This is a genomic window from Candidatus Caldatribacterium sp. (assembly GCA_014359405.1).
Classification (GTDB): Bacteria; Atribacterota; Atribacteria; order Atribacterales; family Caldatribacteriaceae; genus Caldatribacterium; species Caldatribacterium oleiphilum.
Map to the genome: position 1 here is coordinate 1 of JACIZN010000042.1, position 14,465 is coordinate 14,465.

Here is a 14,465-nt window from a genome sequence, read left to right on the forward strand (position 1 = left end):
GCCTCAGTGGCGAATCGTTCCGGATCTTCCGCAATAACTGTCGACAGCACACGACCCAGCCCCTCTGGGGATGGCTCATGGAAAATGGTCTCCGGGGACCTCCACGATCTTAAAAACTCTACAATCTCCTCGACAGCCATCGCCTTAAGCTCGTCGAATGTTTTAGGACTGGTTGGTCCCCAGGTAACTTCTCTGTACACAGGGAACTCTGAGTGCTTGGAGTCACCGTATTTCATAACGAGCTCTTTGTAGCGTTTCTGCCATTTTTTGGGCAGATTCTCGGGACCAATTCTTGCTAACCAATCACGCTGCCAGATTTCCCGGTTATAGTCCCCTGAGTCAGGGCCCGCCTCGATCCAGCCAAGCACTTTCTTCTGATTATCTGGCTTTAGTCGACGGAAATACTGCCTGAGCAGGAGAGTGTACTCATGCCGCACGCCCACGTCTTCAAAGACTGTTCGGTCGGTTAACCGCGCTTCTACAAGTTCTTTAGCCTCGTTCCCAAAAACTCTTAGGAGATGCAGCGCAATCCGGCGGAAGACCTTCCATTGCCTGCTTTCGAGGAATTTCACGACTTCTTCCACGGTTTCCTTCCCGGAGCGCACCAAAAGCTCTGCAGCATCCCGTACGGCTGAAACAAGGACATCCTCGACGGTGTAATCAGTGTTTTGAGGATGGTCCTCAATGGCAGGCCGCCAGGAGAATGAGAGGTCCTCGGGTGCTTTTTCATCCCCACAACGCTTGAGCCGAATTGCCTTGTCCAAAAGGTCGCATAGTAGCTCCAGGGCGGGGAGACCAGCTGCGCGAACAAGTTCAGGGTAGTATTTCTTAAGAATCTCCTGGTAATACCATACTTCAAACCGTGTCCATGGCTTCTGCGCTTTGCCTGGCCTAAGTTCTATACAGCGTTCATCCGAAAAGACATCAAGCAAGACGCACGACACTTGCAGAGCTTCTTCCGTCTGCCCGTGCTTTGCCCAATAGGCGATTAGCTGCCCCAGCTTCTCTGGCAACAACCGATAGGGATTTTCTGCCCACCGCTTTACTTTTTCCACCAACCGTGCTGCCACTTCAGGTGGCATCGCAAGCATCGCATCCAGGAGGGCCTCTTGTACAGCAAGGTTGTCGGTGTCCTTCATCTCAGAGATGATTTGTGTTACAAGCTCGGGCTTGTGGGCAGCCATTCGAGCGAGGTAGCGGGCTTCTGGCCAGGGTGGAAAACGGATTGTGCCTTCCTCTTCGTCACGTTCCGGCTGAGGGGGCTCTTTGAAGAAACCTTGCTTCCAAAGAGGCTCAACCCATTCTGGACTTTGAAGCTGAGCGAAGAAGTGCTGTCTCACAACTCGGTTGTTTGGAACCTCCTGAGTAAGCCGCTTTAGGTCGTCACCGGTGGGTTGTTTCTTCTTCGAGAGTTCGTCAAGAACCTGGATCCAGGCGAGGAAGCGCTCGCGTACGGCTCTCAAGAGGATCTCGAGGAGAAGTTGGATGTTCTCCCACACGTCTTTTATCTCTTCTGGCGGCCTTGGCACATCAAGTCCACGTCGATGTGCCAGCTTATGGAGCCGATCGGCAAGTTCCAACCATGCTCGTCCTTCAAGCGAATCCTCTTTAAGTCCTAACGCTGATAAGATTTGCTTAATTTGGTTCTTGTGCGACTTCTCCTCGTTTTGCACATCTTGTGAGGTTTCAACCACAGGTCGAAATACGTCCCGCATGGCGCTTTCAATTTCACGCAAGAGGTGTGCCACCGAGTGGGTCGTACTGTAGAGGTTTTGAGGATTTGTCATGAGCTGGCAAGCATCATGAAAGAATGCTGCCGGACCAGGACCGATAAGGTCTCCGAGTTCCTCATAGATCCGCTTTTGACGGGAGCTTGAAAAGCGAAAGCGAAAGGTTTCAGAGTTTGGCTTGTGAAACTCCATCCTACAGCTCTCCCCGGAAGGCCTTGTCCAGAATAGACCGTTCGAGCTCTTTGAGGTGCGTTTCGGTCTCATCCTGAGCTTTTTTGAGGGTTTGTATCCGTTCCCGAACCGCCTCCAGACGTGCCACAATGCGCCGCTGCTCGGGAAGAGGGGGGAGGGGGATAAGGGCATTCCACAATGCATCTAAGCGAACACGTGGTTGCCGGCTGCCTGTTATGTTCCTGTTCGCGTATGCCACAAAGCTTGGGCTCCGAAGAAATGCACCCAAATACGCTGGAGATAAGAGGCTTGTATCAACCTCAATAGGAACAAATTCCGTGGACGCAACCCCTTCAAAAGTGGGAACAACTACTTTGTTAAGGTAAGGGCGCAGTTTTCCATAAAGAACAAGACCAGGCCAAAACTTCACAACCTGGCTTTTGATTTCACATCCCAGCATCGTGACAGGTATTGGCTGTTCCCATTGGCCGGGCGTTATGTGTTCCATGCCGATGTAGCTAAAAGTAGAGTCGGGATAATCAGAAGGCTTTAAGGTTACAGCTCGCCGATGTGCCACCTCCCCCAATCTCACCCACCGCCAGCCTTCGGGTAAGCTGGCGGTGGGGCGGGGGAAGGTCTCGGCAAGTACAGACTGCCAGAGGCGCTCGGCATCCTCTTTAGCCTCCTGGCGCAGGCGCCTGGCTTCCCGTACTCGCGCCATCAGCTCTTCAATACGTGCCACGATGCGCTGCTGCTCGGGAAGAGGGGGAAGGGGGATAGGAAGACTTATAAATTCTCGGACTCGAAGGTTGCGAAGTCCGGAGGTAGTGTCTTGAGCTGCAAGATAGATGGATCGGGCAATCGGGCTATGAAGCCAGAAAAGCAAAAACCAGGGATCTACCCGATCCCGCTGTGGTCGTAGACGGAGCATGAAATTGGAAAAGAGATAGATCCTGCCATCTGCGGGATCTTCGAAAATGGCGGGCCATCCGACTAAATGAGGGCTTCCGCTTGATTTATTAACTAATATGTCGCCTGGCTCCAGCTTGTATTGCATAGCCTTTTCTGGCGGAACCTCGCGCACTACGGCGGTCGCAGGGATAACGCGGTAATCTACGATTTCAGTCGAACGCACAATCGGAAATCCTCGATCGAGAGAAGCCTCTGATCCCCATATTCCTGTCTTGTGGTCGCAAACCTCCCCCAACTTCACCCACCGCCAGCCTTCGGGAAGTTTGTAGGGACCTTCGGTCATGGTGTCTCCTCCTGGTTGCTGTTGCTCAGGAGTTCATCCAGCTCCTCAACGATACTCAGAATCTCCCGCTCGCGTTCCAGCAATCCCGCCACGATTTCCATCGGCGATGGAAGCGCCTCTGCTTCCTTGCGGTTCGGGTTACGCGCGGTGAGATCGTAGCCCCGAGCCCTGATCTCTTCGACCGGCACAATCCAGGAGTGCTCAGAAAGGCAGGCCTCCCGTGGGCCTTTCCCCTTGCGATAAGCATCCCAGGCCTTCCAGAGCCTTCGGGCTTCGTCGAAGTGCTCGTCCTGGATGGGGTTACCTTTACTGAACTTCTTTAAGCCCTCGGGTAAGGGAAGTTCGTAGTACCAGACTTCCCTCGTGGGACCCGGGCGCTCGAAGAAGATGAGAGCAGTCTTCACGTCGCAAGGAGCAAAAGTTCCAGGAGGGAGGCTCACAACGGTGTGCAGATTGAACTCCTCGAGGAGATCCTGCTTAACCTCGGCAAAAGCCCCACTGCGAAAGAGCGTGCCCTCGGGCACAACCATGCCACAGCGGGCACCATCCCGGGGCTTGAGCTTTTTCATGATGTGCTGGAGGAAAAGGAGCTCTGTAGCCTGGGCTCTTATGGGGAAGTTTTGCTGGACGTGGCGACCTTCTGTTCCGCCAAAGGGTGGATTAGTCATGATGACGTCGTAGCGTTCCGCAACCTGGCGGATGTTCTCCTCCAAGGTATTCTTCCGCACGATATGCGGGGTGGCCACCCCATGAAGGACCATGTTCATGAGCCCAAGCAGGGCTGGAAGCGGCTTCTTCTCCTGGCCATAGAAAGTCCGCTCCTGCAGGGTCTTGTGGTCCTCAATGGTACGTTCGCTTCTCTTCATGTGGAGATAAGCCTGGGCGAGGAAGCCACAGGTGCCACAGGCAGGGTCGTAAACCGTCTCCCCAATCTTCGGGTCCACGAGCTCCACGATGAAGCGAATCACCGGCCGCGGGGTGTAAAACTCGCCAGCCACATTTTCACCGCCCAGCCGTCGGAGGAGCTCTTCATAAATCTGGGAAACTGTGAAAATGTCGTCCTGGGAATGAAAGTCAATCCCGTCGATGATTTGGAGCACATCCTTCAGGTTGTATCCTGAGGCGCAGACAATCACGTTGCGCTCGGCAAAGACGCTACGGATGGTGTCACGCAAAGGATCGCCGCCGAGGTTTTGCAGATAGGGGATGAGTTGGCCATGGACAAAGGAAAGAAGATCCTCAGCGGGCCAATCCTTTTTGGCCCAATCCCGCCAGCGGTATGGGGGCTCAATGATGGGCTGATAGGGCTTCTCCTCGAGCTTAGCCTGGGTTTCCCACTCCTCCTCTTGAGCGTCGAGAAACCTGAGGAAGAGAAGCCAGGAGAGGTGCTCAATGTACTCCATAATGCCGCCGCAGTTGTTATCACGGCGGAGGATGTCACAGGCCCGCCAGATTTCGTTGGCCAGCGTTTCGCGAGTTTGAGGGCTCTTCATACTGCCACCACCTCAGTCTCAGGGTAAAGCCTTTCGGGTATCTCCACCAGCAAAACCTTCCTCAAACCCTCCTCACCCCCGAACCAGTTCCTGATGCGGTACGCTCCACCCCAGTCCCGAAACGGGGAAACGCTGAAAATCTGGGGGCGCAACTCCTCAATCCCACCTGCGCGGTACTTTTCCAAAAGTTCAAGGATGACGAGCCTTGCGTCTTCGCCACGGCTATTGATAAATGCCTGCTCGCGATTGCGGAAAGCCGTTGCCCGCTCGTCGCGGGAACGAATGGGCGCACCGAAAGCAAGATGAGCAAGAAGGTCGTAAACATCAGCGTCCTGGCGGTTCATCACCTCGGCAAGGATATCGGGGCGGATGTCAGCCCGGCGAAGCTCGTCCAGGAAATCCTTACGGCGTTTTGAATCTACCCAAATGTCCCGCAAAAGCTTGTTGGTGGGAACCACCTGGAGTACGTATCCCCGAATGTAGTCGCGGTACTCTTTGAGGGTGAGCTGTTTCCCCGTGGATTCCATGATGAAAACGGTCTCATCGGCGATAGTCACTTCCAGGCCTTCCACTAGGATCTTGCGGGGCTTCTTGTGAGCCGGTTTTAAGCCGACTTCCACAGTAACCGTCTCATAAGGTAGGGTTTCCACGATTACCTCACGTTGCAGGAAACCCGAGGCGTTGCAGATCAAGTGGAGTTTGCCAGCTGGGAGGCTAGAAAACTCAAAGGTACCTTCGCTGTCCGTGCGGATGGGACCCTGTTGAGTATTGGGACCGGTACGTACGCTCACTGAAGCTCCAACGATGCGGTCGCCTGTCAAGGCGTGGAAGACGTACCCCTTCAGTCGGGCAGTTTGTGGGCCTTGGGGTGCTCTGGGTGGAGGTCCTGATGGGCGATCCCACTGATCAAAGAGGCGCGTGGCACCGGTAAAGTCGATGATGCGAAACCAGTATTTGTCGGTGGCTTGGTCGATGCGACTCCCTCGACCAACGATTTGCTTGAAGACAATGGGAGAGGAGACGGTTTTCATGAACACGATGTTCCGGCAACTGGGAACATCCACACCGGTAGAGAGGAGCTCAGCGGTGGTAGCCACCACCGGAGCCTTCTTATTGGAGTCGGCGAAGTCCTCGAGCCACCGGCGAGCCTCTTCCCCTTCTTCGGAGATGATGGGAACGGCGTAGTTATCGATACCCGTCTCAGGGCCAAACTCGTCCTGAAGGAGCCTGGCTACCAGGCGGGCATGCTCCATGTCCACGCAGAAGACCATGGTTTTGTCCCAGATCCCGAATCGCCGGAGAAGCCTGGCCAAATGGTGTACCATGGCTTTTGTTCTATCAGGGAGGGTAATTTCCCGCTCGAACTGCGGCGTGGTGTACTTCTCACGGGGTTCCACTTCTTCGGGAATGAAAACCTCCGCTCCCTGTTCAATGGCGTCTTCCAGCCTGAGTCCAGTGGCGTCGATGTCGGTGCGCACCACATGCACCTTGTAGGTCGCAAGAAAGCCGTCCTCGATGCCCTGTCCCAGGCTGTACTGGTAGGCAGGAGGGCGCTGTTTTCCCTTGTCTGGATTCTCCGGGTCGATGAAGACCTCTGGTTCCTCCGCACAGAAGTACGCGTAGGTGTCGATGTTGTCATCCTGTTTGGGCGTGGCAGTCATGCCCAGATGAATGGCTTCACGGAAGTAATCTAATATTTCCCGCCATGTCCCCCATCCGGAACGGTGGCACTCATCGATAATCACGAGGTCGAAGAAATCCTGCGGGAATTTTTCAAAAAGGCGCGTCCCACTCTCATCCTGACTCCAAAGCGTCTGGTAAATGCCAAAGTAGAGGTCTCGATTGAGGTTGGGTGGATGTCCTTCGACGAGGCAGCGCGGATCGTTTGTGCCATCGGCAGAAGGGGAAAAGGTGTTATAGGCCTGGTTCCGGAGGACGATTCGATCGGCAAGGAAGAGGACACGGGCTGGACGTTCGGGATGTCTTCGCTTGAGCCATCCAGACTTGATGAGCTTCCAGACAATTTGAAAAGCCACGAACGTCTTTCCGGTGCCGGTGGCCATGGCCAGGAGGACTCTTCGCTGGCCGCGCACGAGGCGCTTGATTACCTCGCGAATGGCAACTTCCTGGAAGTAATGGGGACGCTTTCCGCAGAGGTATTCCGGACAGTAGTCGTGCAGAAGTGGGTTCTCGTTGCGATCTCTCCCAAGGCGGGACAGGTACTCTACCCGCTGGTCCCTCACCTCCACACTCCCGAGTCCCGTGTTCAGTTGCCAGCGGTACCAGAGGTCTTGAGGGCGTGGAAACGAACCGAGTTCCCTCGTGGTGTTGGTGAAGAAGTCGTACTCTACAATCTTGTGGCCGTTTGTGGAATAGGCAAAAGCCAAACCCAGATCGCGGGCATAGCCCTTGGCCTGTTCTAAGCCAGCATCTGAGGACTTGTATTCTGGCTCGGCTTCGACTACGGCAATGGGAAAACCTTCAGTGAGTCGGAGGAGGTAATCGACTTTGCGTCCCTGGCCGCGGTGAATACTGTCTCCCACCAGAATAATCTTTCCAGGGGTGTAGCGTACGTCCCTCTGATAGTAAAATTCTCGGGTTACCTGCCGGTCCGTCCAGCCAGCTTCTCTGAGCTTTGGCTCGACAAGCTGCGCTCGGGTGTCGGCCTCATTCATAGACATGGCAAACCCTATTTTAAAGAATTCCACAGGTAAGAAACAAGGTTTTGGAATACCAAGAGGAACTCATCGGGTTCGGGAAGAAGACCCCTTGAGGATACCTGAGAGGTACTGGACCTACAGGGTGCCCCGCATGATATGAACCAAAACGTCAATCAAAATAGACGTGGCACCCTTTGGTTGCCCCGTCGGCGTTATAGTTCTCAGAAAAGGTGTTCTCCTGGTAGTTCCAGGTATTCCCCAGGGCCTCTCCGGCGGGGGGACAGCTCTCCCGGGACCAGAAATTCCCCTCCCTGTCCCTGACGCCTCCGTTTCTCTGGACGAAAATCCCTCCTCCCAGGCCGGGAATGGTGCCGATACCCGTGGCTTTGTTGCGAAAGATGATATTCCCGTAAATCACCGGGAAGGAGCCCTCGCCGACGTAAATTCCTCCCCCATTGGCAGCCTGGTTGTCCTCGATGCGGTTGCCGATGATTCGGGGGAAAGAAGAGCCGGAGATGTAGATTCCACCACCATGAATGCTTGCCGTATTTCCCCGGATCCAGTTCCCCTCGATGGTGGGGGAGGCGTTTTCGATGTAGATACCCCCACCGAAGGTGGGGCCCATCCAGAAGGTCGGGAAGTTTGGAGTCCCAGGCCCACCGCTTGGGGTACCAGACCCACCCTGGATGGTGAACCCCACAAGGCGGGCCTGGTTACATCCGTTTTGAAATATCACCACGCTCCGATTCCCCTCGATGATGGTCTCGGCAACCAGGGAAGGATCATCAAGATTGGCATTCTGCAGGGTGAGGTTCTTTCCCAGAAAGTCGATGTCCTCACGGTAGATACCCGGGGCAACGACGATGACGTCACCGTTTTCAGCCTCATTGATGGCCTCCTGTATGGAGTCGTAGAAGGTGTTCCGGGTGCGGTTGTACACCGGATGAGGCGCCACGAAAACCTCAAGGGTAGCCGAGGGCGGGGTGCAGGATTCATATCCTGGAGGAAGCTTTGCAGTAACCGTTACGGTGTAGGTGGTGCCACTTTCTCCGCCACTTGCGTAGGTGTGGCTGACAGTTAGCCCTTCCTTATTTTCGCTTCCGTCGCCAAAATCCCACACAAAAGTCGTTCCCGGGGGAAGCGCTCCGTTTACCCTCACCTTGAAGGTAGCTTCCCGGCCTGCGATGACGCTTGCTGGCGCCTGCACCGTGAGGGTGGCAGTGGGACAGAGGGATTCTGGAGCAGGCAATCCCTGGGAACAGCCGGCCATCAAGAGGAAGAAGTACCCGCTTGCCAAAAACAGAAGACCGGGTCTCCGTTTCCTCATGGTCTTTCCCCTTTTATTGTAGCACCACCTGGGGGCTGGCGTTACTCTCACTAAGGCAAGAAGCCCCGGTAGTCCATTTTTCTGCCGGTTGTAGGGGAAACGGTGTGGGAGTATACTATCAAGCGGAAGCTGAAAAGAGGAGGAAAAATGGTGGGGAAATTGGACCGTATTCGTGTTGACCCGAATATCTGTCTGGGCCAAGCGACCATCCGTAACACCAGAATTACGGTGAGTGTGCTCTTGAAAATGCTCGCCGGGGAGAAGTCGATCCAGGAAATCCTGGAAGCATATCCGGAACTCGAGGAAGAGGATGTGAAACAGGCGATACAATACGCAGCCTGGGTCGTTGCAGAAGAACACCATATAGTGCTGGGTGCTTGAGAACGTGTCCCCCCTTGCGTTTTCTGGCCGATATGAACATCTCCCCCGAAACTGTCAAATTGCTGCAGGAGCACGGTTGGGACATCCTGCGAGTATCAGAAGTTTTACTTGCCGGTGCAACAGATCTGGAAGTTCTGGAGTTTGCCCGTCGGGAGCAAAGGATCCTGATTACTCAGGACCTGGACTTTTCTGCCCTCCTGGCGCTTTCGGGTTACTCCTGTCCGAGTCTGGTAACCCTGCGCCTGCCACTTCCAGAACCAGAAGTGGTGGCCCTAAGGCTTCTCAAGGTGATTCCCGAAATCGAGCCGCTCCTTCTTGAGGGTGGCGCGGTAACCGTGGAAGAGAACGTCGTACGAATTCGAAGGCTTCCCATAGAACTCCAAGAACCTCCTCCGGGATAAATACGTTGGACTCCAGTAGACAAGGTCCGATTCAGTCGTTCCACCACTTTGCCAATGTGGAAGAGAAAGGCGGGAGGACGCAGAGTTCAAGACTGTACTCTGTAATGTTCCAGAGTTTCGTCCGCGGATTCCTCCTTCTTCGCTGAGTTATCCCGGGGAATACGGGGGATATTCCGCACTGCATTGCTCTCCCGGTGGGACAGACAGGGTTGGGGTAGGGCGGTAGCGTTGCACAAGGCGAGGAGGGAGTCGTTCCGCAGAGATGCAGTTCTTTTGGGGTTTGTTTCCTGGAGCTCTCGAGGATCTGAACTCAGCACTGTTGTCGGTGGCTGCCTGAATAACAAGGCACAGTTCTGAGCAAGATAATGAGCACCGCGTGGCCCCTCGTTTTCCCCTCCCAAAGCCCAGGAACGTCAGTACGAGAAAACGCCCTGTGATATACTCTTCCCAGAAAGGAGGATGCCCCATGGCTTTTGATTTCTCTCTTGCCGGAAAGGTTGCTTTGGTTACGGGAGCAGCGCAGGGGATTGGAAAGGCTATTGCCCTCCTCTTTGCTGAAAAGGGTGCTGATCTCGCCCTCTTGGACCTCAAGGAAGAGGTAAAGAGGGTGGCTGAGGAAGTAGAAAAATTTGGGCGCCGAGCCCTCCCTATTGTGGCTGATCTCACCGACTTTTGCCATCTCCCCCAGGCGGTGTCAAAGGCCTTTGAGTTCTTCGGTAGCATCGACATTCTGGTGAACAACGCCGGTGTTTCCTTTCTTGATGACGCCGAAAACCTCTCCGAAGAATACTGGGATAAGACCCTGGCTGTGAACCTGAAGGCTCCCTTCCTGCTATCCCAGCTTGTGGGGAGAGAAATGATTAAGAAGCGCAGCGGGAAGATCATCAACATCGCTTCCCAAGCAGGGATAGTGGCCCTTGACAAGCATGTCGCCTACTGCGTGAGCAAGGCTGGCCTCATCAGCATGACGAAGGTGCTGGCCCTCGAGTGGGGAGAGTTCAACATCACCGTGAACGCCATTGCTCCTACGGTTGTTCTCACCGAGATGGCTGAGAAAGCCTGGGCAGGTGAGGTAGGAGAGGCGATGAAGAAGAAAATCCCCCTCCGCCGCTTTGCCCTCCCTGAAGAAGTTGCTGCTGCGGCGCTCTTTCTTGCTTCCGATGCCGCAAACATGATCACCGGGGAGACCCTCGTCATCGACGGAGGGTATACGATTCAGTAAAGGGTGTACCCGGAATCGGCAGCAGTAGAAAAAGCCCCTCTTCTCTTGGGGAGGGGCTTTTCAAGAACCTTACACCCCTTCAAGGAGCATTCTTTCCGTCTCTTCGTCGAAGGGTACCGCGCCGGACTCGGTTATCTCGTATCCGGTCTCCAGTCTGGCTCCGTGGAAATCCGGGTGTCCGAAGAAGCTTACGTCGATGCACACAGTCATGCCCGGCTCCAGCACATCGGTGCTGTGAGGACCAAAAAAGGGCTGTTCGGCTTCGCTTAAGCCTATGGAATGCACAAAGGGGCACACAAGATACCTGGAATACCCTATCCTCTCGAAGTAAGCCCTAACCGGCGCATCTATCTCCTTCCCCGTTTTCCCGGGCTTGAGCCCTTCGCGGGCAAGTAGCATCGCCTCTTGCAGGTGTTTTATGCATTCCCTCTGTTCCTTCGTGAATTCCCCATCTACCGGTAGAGTACTGCCAATGCACCCGCAGTATCCTTTCCATCTTGGGGACAAGCCCACCATAACCATCTCTCCGGCCTGCATGATTTTGTCACTTGCTGTAGGAACCACGGCATTCGACCGTGCCCCGCTGGCCACAATCGTCCTGAAGCCAAAACCGTTGGCTCCTCGAGACCTCACTGTTTCCTCGCCGGCTGCGGCAACCTCGTATTCAGGGACGCCCGGCTGTATCTTGCGAACCATCGCCTTATAGCCTATGCGTGCGAGTCGAAAGGCATGCCGCATCGCTTCCCTCTCCCAGGGGCTCTTCACGTACCTCAGCCTGGTGTAAGCCTCGGTTACATCCACAAGCTCAACCCCTCTGAAGCTTTCCACAATCTGCCTGTACAGCGATACGGGCATCTGTTCAAGGCCAACGATTCCCACCCTCTGTATCCTTTTACCCCTTCCTACCTCTTCAAAGAGCGTCGGGAGGTCGATGATGGTGGCATTGGGATATTCCTCTCCTGGCACCATGAACACGGGAAGATTCCTGGTTTCCTTAATTGCGCTGTCCATTTTGGCAAAGGGCTCACTTTCCGGCCCACCCAGTATCATCGGGCTTCCCTCTCGAGGAACGAGTACCGCGCCGCTCTCAAACTGAGGACACCAGGCAGTGAGGTACCAGGCATTCGCCAGGTTGAACTCATCGTAGTAAATGAGGACGAAATCGAGGGCGTGTCTTTCGAGTATCTCCCTCACTTTTTCAACCCTTTTTCCCATTTCCTGATCGTCGTAGTAGGCCATGGGGCAAATCCCCTCCTTGTATAAAGTAGTGTACTCTCGGGCAACTTCCCCCGTCAGTGATTATAACCTATCCACCTTCGTGGTGCTTCCCGGGGATTGCCCTTCCCTTCAGGCACAAAAAGGAGTTCTTCCCGAGCCTGCATGTGAGGTGATGGAACAATTGCACCGGATTTTTCGGGAGGGTTTTCGCCTACTATGATGATGTCATTGATCCCAAGACCATGAAGGCGGAGAAGAGGTGTACAATCGAAGGAGACCCCATTGGATTTCAGGGAGAGGATCTTGGCAGCACTGAGGGATACCGGATGTAGAGTGCCCCACATGATGTGAACCTAAACACCCTCTTGACTTTTTGGTTCTTGGTTGGTAACCTGGTGGTAGAAACCGTTTTTCGAAACTGGTTTCTACATAGAGGCTGAGAAGAAAGTGGTTCCGCGAAGAGAAAGAACAGCGACTATAAGTGACATTGCCAGAGTAGCGGGTGTGGCTAAGAGTACAGTCTCAAAGGCCCTCAATGGGGCAATAGGAATCTCCCCAGAAACACGAGAAAAGATCTTAAGAATTGCTGAGGAGCTTAATTACCGTCCCAGCATCATCGCCCAGAGCTTGAAGAGCAAACGTACCAGAGCCATAGGCCTCGTTCTTCCCAATATTATGAATCCATTTTTCCTCTCCATCCTTAAGGGTGTTGAAGATGCTGCTATTGATAATGGCTACGTGGTAGTTTTCTGTGAAAGTGACAACAAGAAAAGAAAAGAATCTACTTACTTCCAGATATTCGAGGAACGCTGGGTAGATGGGGTGATATTCTCAGGAGTTGACAATGATAGTGAAGAGGAAAGGTATATCCGGTCCCTGCACGAGAGGGGAATCCCAGTCGTACTTATAGATCGGGAGATAGAGGGTTATTTCACCAATGCTGTTATGATCGATAACAAAGGTGCCGCTTTCTCTGCCACCACTTACCTCCTTGAGCTGGGGCACAAGAAGATAGCAACAATCGTCGGTCCCCAGAAAATAAGGATTTTTGCCAAGAGATTCGAAGGGTATAAGTTAGCTCTTGAGAAGTATGGTGTAAAGCTTGATCCTAAGCTCGTGGTGGAAGAAGACCTTTCTGTAGAAGGGGGGTCTCGTGCTATTCAGAAGCTACTTTCGCAAGGACTTACCTTCACAGCGGTTTTTGCCCATAACGATCTCATGGCTATAGGATGCATGAAGGAGCTTCAGAGAAATGGTATAGCAATTCCCGGGGATGTCTCAGTGGTTGGTTTCGATGATATTCCCCTGGCCCTTCTTGTAACCCCTTCTCTCACTACTGTCGCTCAACCGGCTTACGAGATGGGTGTCGAGGCAGTAAGCTTGATCAAGAAGAGCATAGAAGGGGGAGGAGGGATGGAGAGCAAGGTTATACTTCCCACAAAATTGGTTTTGCGGGAGTCTGTGGCTCCACCCCCTTTGTTCACCTAAGCCTGAAAAGAGTGAAAGCTAAGATGGAAAAAAGAAAGGAGGTGAAGGGCAACTAACGTAAAGGCAAAAAGGCGAGCGGAGCTACATTCTAGATCCTTTAGTGTTTAGTATAGGGGAAGAGTTTGGTGAGTGAAATGGAGAGAGGAGGGGTAGAGTACCGCAATGAAAGTGACAAAAATCCTTTTGGTAGTGTTGATTATTGGAACTCTCTTTTCCATTCCCGCTTTTGCCCAGGAAAAAACCTACAATTTTACCATGATCATCTACGGAACTAGTGGTAACCCCTTCTGGACGAAGGTTGTGAATGGAGCTAAGGAAGCCGCTGAGCTCTTCAAGGTTAACGTTGACATTCAATTCGCTGAGGACGATCCGGTCAGACAGAATAACCTCATCGAGACCGCTATAGCTAACAGAGTTGACGGTATAGGAGTATGCATAAACATAGACGATGCCTATGATGAAACTGTTAAAAAAGCCAGAGAAGCAGGGATACCTGTTATTGCTTACAATGTCGATGATTCACAGGGTGCGGCTGGAAATGCAAGAATGGCCTTCATAGGCCAAAACTTTGAGGTAGCTGGCTATCTTATTGCTAAAAGAACCATCGAAGTAGCAGGCCTTAAAAAAGGAGACCATGTTGTCTGCCCCGTGGAACATCCAACAGCCGTTTACGCTGTAGGGAGGTACAGTGGGGTGAAAAAAGCCTTGGACGAAGTTGGCTGTACCTCGGAAGTTCTTGACACTGGGGCGATTTCTCTCGAGGACACGTTAACAAAACTCACCCAGTACCTACTCGGTCACAAAGAAACCAAGGCGGTTATTGCTCTTGGCCAGATGCCAACCGAGGTAGCTCCTCAAGCCATTGCCGAGGCAGGATTGAACATTCCTAACGCTGGTTTTGATATCTCGGAAACGATCATCAAGAACATTCTTGAGGGGAAGACAATTGCCACTGTAGACCAGCAACCTTTCTATCAAGGGTTTTTCACTATTGCTCAGCTCTACTACTACTGTAAATATGGGCTTATACCGTGCGATATCAATACTGGTGGGGCTATTATCGATAAGAGCAATGCTGAACCGATTCTCAAGTTTTCTGCCACTGTCCGGTGAAGTTTG

Annotated in this window: 12 protein-coding genes; 5 read left to right on the top strand and 7 right to left on the bottom strand. The window is 53.3% G+C overall.

Annotation, left to right across the window (positions count from 1 at the left end; translation table 11 throughout):
* The 5 genes from H5U36_04675 to H5U36_04695 form a co-directional block, all read right to left on the bottom strand.
* On the bottom strand, nt 1-1,922 hold a 1,922-nt coding region (locus H5U36_04675), incomplete at its 3' end, for a hypothetical protein (GenBank protein ID MBC7217450.1).
* Between the two features lies 1 nt (nt 1,923).
* Nucleotides 1,924-3,156 (bottom strand): restriction endonuclease subunit S, encoded by a 1,233-nt coding sequence (locus H5U36_04680; protein ID MBC7217451.1) that lies wholly within the window; start codon nt 3,154-3,156, stop codon nt 1,924-1,926.
* Nucleotides 3,153-4,649: an SAM-dependent DNA methyltransferase gene (locus H5U36_04685; protein ID MBC7217452.1), complete on the bottom strand. Its 1,497-nt coding sequence runs from the start codon at nt 4,647-4,649 to the stop codon at nt 3,153-3,155. Before H5U36_04685 ends, H5U36_04680 begins: the two co-directional genes overlap by 4 nt.
* Nucleotides 4,646-7,330 carry a DEAD/DEAH box helicase family protein gene (locus H5U36_04690; protein MBC7217453.1) on the bottom strand — a complete coding sequence of 895 codons (2,685 nt, stop codon included), beginning with the start codon at nt 7,328-7,330 and terminating at the stop codon, nt 4,646-4,648. Before H5U36_04690 ends, H5U36_04685 begins: the two co-directional genes overlap by 4 nt.
* Nucleotides 7,331-7,478: 148 nt before the next feature.
* On the bottom strand, nt 7,479-8,636 hold the full coding sequence (locus H5U36_04695; protein MBC7217454.1) for a PKD domain-containing protein: 1,158 nt from the start codon (nt 8,634-8,636) through the stop codon (nt 7,479-7,481).
* 147 nt (nt 8,637-8,783) lie between these two features.
* On the opposite strand from H5U36_04695, the gene H5U36_04700 reads away from it, so the two are divergent.
* The 3 genes from H5U36_04700 (at nt 8,784) to H5U36_04710 (ending at nt 10,640) form a co-directional block, all read left to right on the top strand.
* The gene (locus tag H5U36_04700; protein MBC7217455.1) at nt 8,784-9,017 is read left to right on the top strand and encodes a DUF433 domain-containing protein; all 234 of its coding nucleotides are present in this window, start codon (nt 8,784-8,786) and stop codon (nt 9,015-9,017) included.
* Between the two features lie 32 nt (nt 9,018-9,049).
* Nucleotides 9,050-9,418: a DUF5615 family PIN-like protein gene (locus tag H5U36_04705; protein MBC7217456.1), complete on the top strand. Its 369-nt coding sequence runs from the start codon at nt 9,050-9,052 to the stop codon at nt 9,416-9,418.
* Nucleotides 9,419-9,884: 466 nt separating this feature from the next.
* Nucleotides 9,885-10,640: a D-threitol dehydrogenase gene (locus tag H5U36_04710; GenBank protein MBC7217457.1), complete on the top strand. Its 756-nt coding sequence runs from the start codon at nt 9,885-9,887 to the stop codon at nt 10,638-10,640.
* 69 nt (nt 10,641-10,709) lie between these two features.
* Here the strand turns inward: H5U36_04710 and H5U36_04715 are convergent, their stop codons facing one another.
* Together H5U36_04715 and H5U36_04720 are read right to left on the bottom strand one after the other, a co-directional pair.
* Complete coding sequence (locus tag H5U36_04715; GenBank protein MBC7217458.1) at nt 10,710-11,879, bottom strand: aminopeptidase P family protein; 1,170 nt, start codon at nt 11,877-11,879, stop codon at nt 10,710-10,712.
* Between the two features lie 53 nt (nt 11,880-11,932).
* A complete protein-coding gene (locus H5U36_04720; GenBank protein ID MBC7217459.1) occupies nt 11,933-12,202 on the bottom strand; it encodes a hypothetical protein in 270 nt (89 codons plus the stop codon).
* Between the two features lie 103 nt (nt 12,203-12,305).
* Here H5U36_04720 and H5U36_04725 point away from each other — a divergent pair, with 103 nt between their 5' ends.
* Together H5U36_04725 and H5U36_04730 are read left to right on the top strand one after the other, a co-directional pair.
* A complete protein-coding gene (locus tag H5U36_04725) occupies nt 12,306-13,346 on the top strand; it encodes a LacI family DNA-binding transcriptional regulator (protein ID MBC7217460.1) in 1,041 nt (346 codons plus the stop codon).
* 162 nt (nt 13,347-13,508) lie between these two features.
* Complete coding sequence (locus H5U36_04730) at nt 13,509-14,459, top strand: substrate-binding domain-containing protein (protein MBC7217461.1); 951 nt, start codon at nt 13,509-13,511, stop codon at nt 14,457-14,459.
* The last annotated feature ends 6 nt before the right edge of the window (nt 14,460-14,465 follow it).

Excerpts from the sequence above, each read along its gene's own strand:
- H5U36_04730 (MBC7217461.1), top strand. The coding sequence starts at position 13,509 with ATGAAAGTGACAAAAATCCTTTTGGTAGTGTTGATTATTGGAACTCTC.
- H5U36_04685 (MBC7217452.1), bottom strand. The coding sequence starts at position 4,649 with ATGAAGAGCCCTCAAACTCGCGAAACGCTGGCCAACGAAATCTGGCGG.
- H5U36_04705 (MBC7217456.1), top strand. The coding sequence starts at position 9,050 with ATGAACATCTCCCCCGAAACTGTCAAATTGCTGCAGGAGCACGGTTGG.
- H5U36_04720 (MBC7217459.1), bottom strand. The coding sequence starts at position 12,202 with ATGTGGGGCACTCTACATCCGGTATCCCTCAGTGCTGCCAAGATCCTC.
- H5U36_04700 (MBC7217455.1), top strand. The coding sequence starts at position 8,784 with ATGGTGGGGAAATTGGACCGTATTCGTGTTGACCCGAATATCTGTCTG.
- H5U36_04715 (MBC7217458.1), bottom strand. The coding sequence starts at position 11,879 with ATGGCCTACTACGACGATCAGGAAATGGGAAAAAGGGTTGAAAAAGTG.
- H5U36_04680 (MBC7217451.1), bottom strand. The coding sequence starts at position 3,156 with ATGACCGAAGGTCCCTACAAACTTCCCGAAGGCTGGCGGTGGGTGAAG.
- H5U36_04710 (MBC7217457.1), top strand. The coding sequence starts at position 9,885 with ATGGCTTTTGATTTCTCTCTTGCCGGAAAGGTTGCTTTGGTTACGGGA.
- H5U36_04695 (MBC7217454.1), bottom strand. The coding sequence starts at position 8,636 with ATGAGGAAACGGAGACCCGGTCTTCTGTTTTTGGCAAGCGGGTACTTC.
- H5U36_04690 (MBC7217453.1), bottom strand. The coding sequence starts at position 7,330 with ATGTCTATGAATGAGGCCGACACCCGAGCGCAGCTTGTCGAGCCAAAG.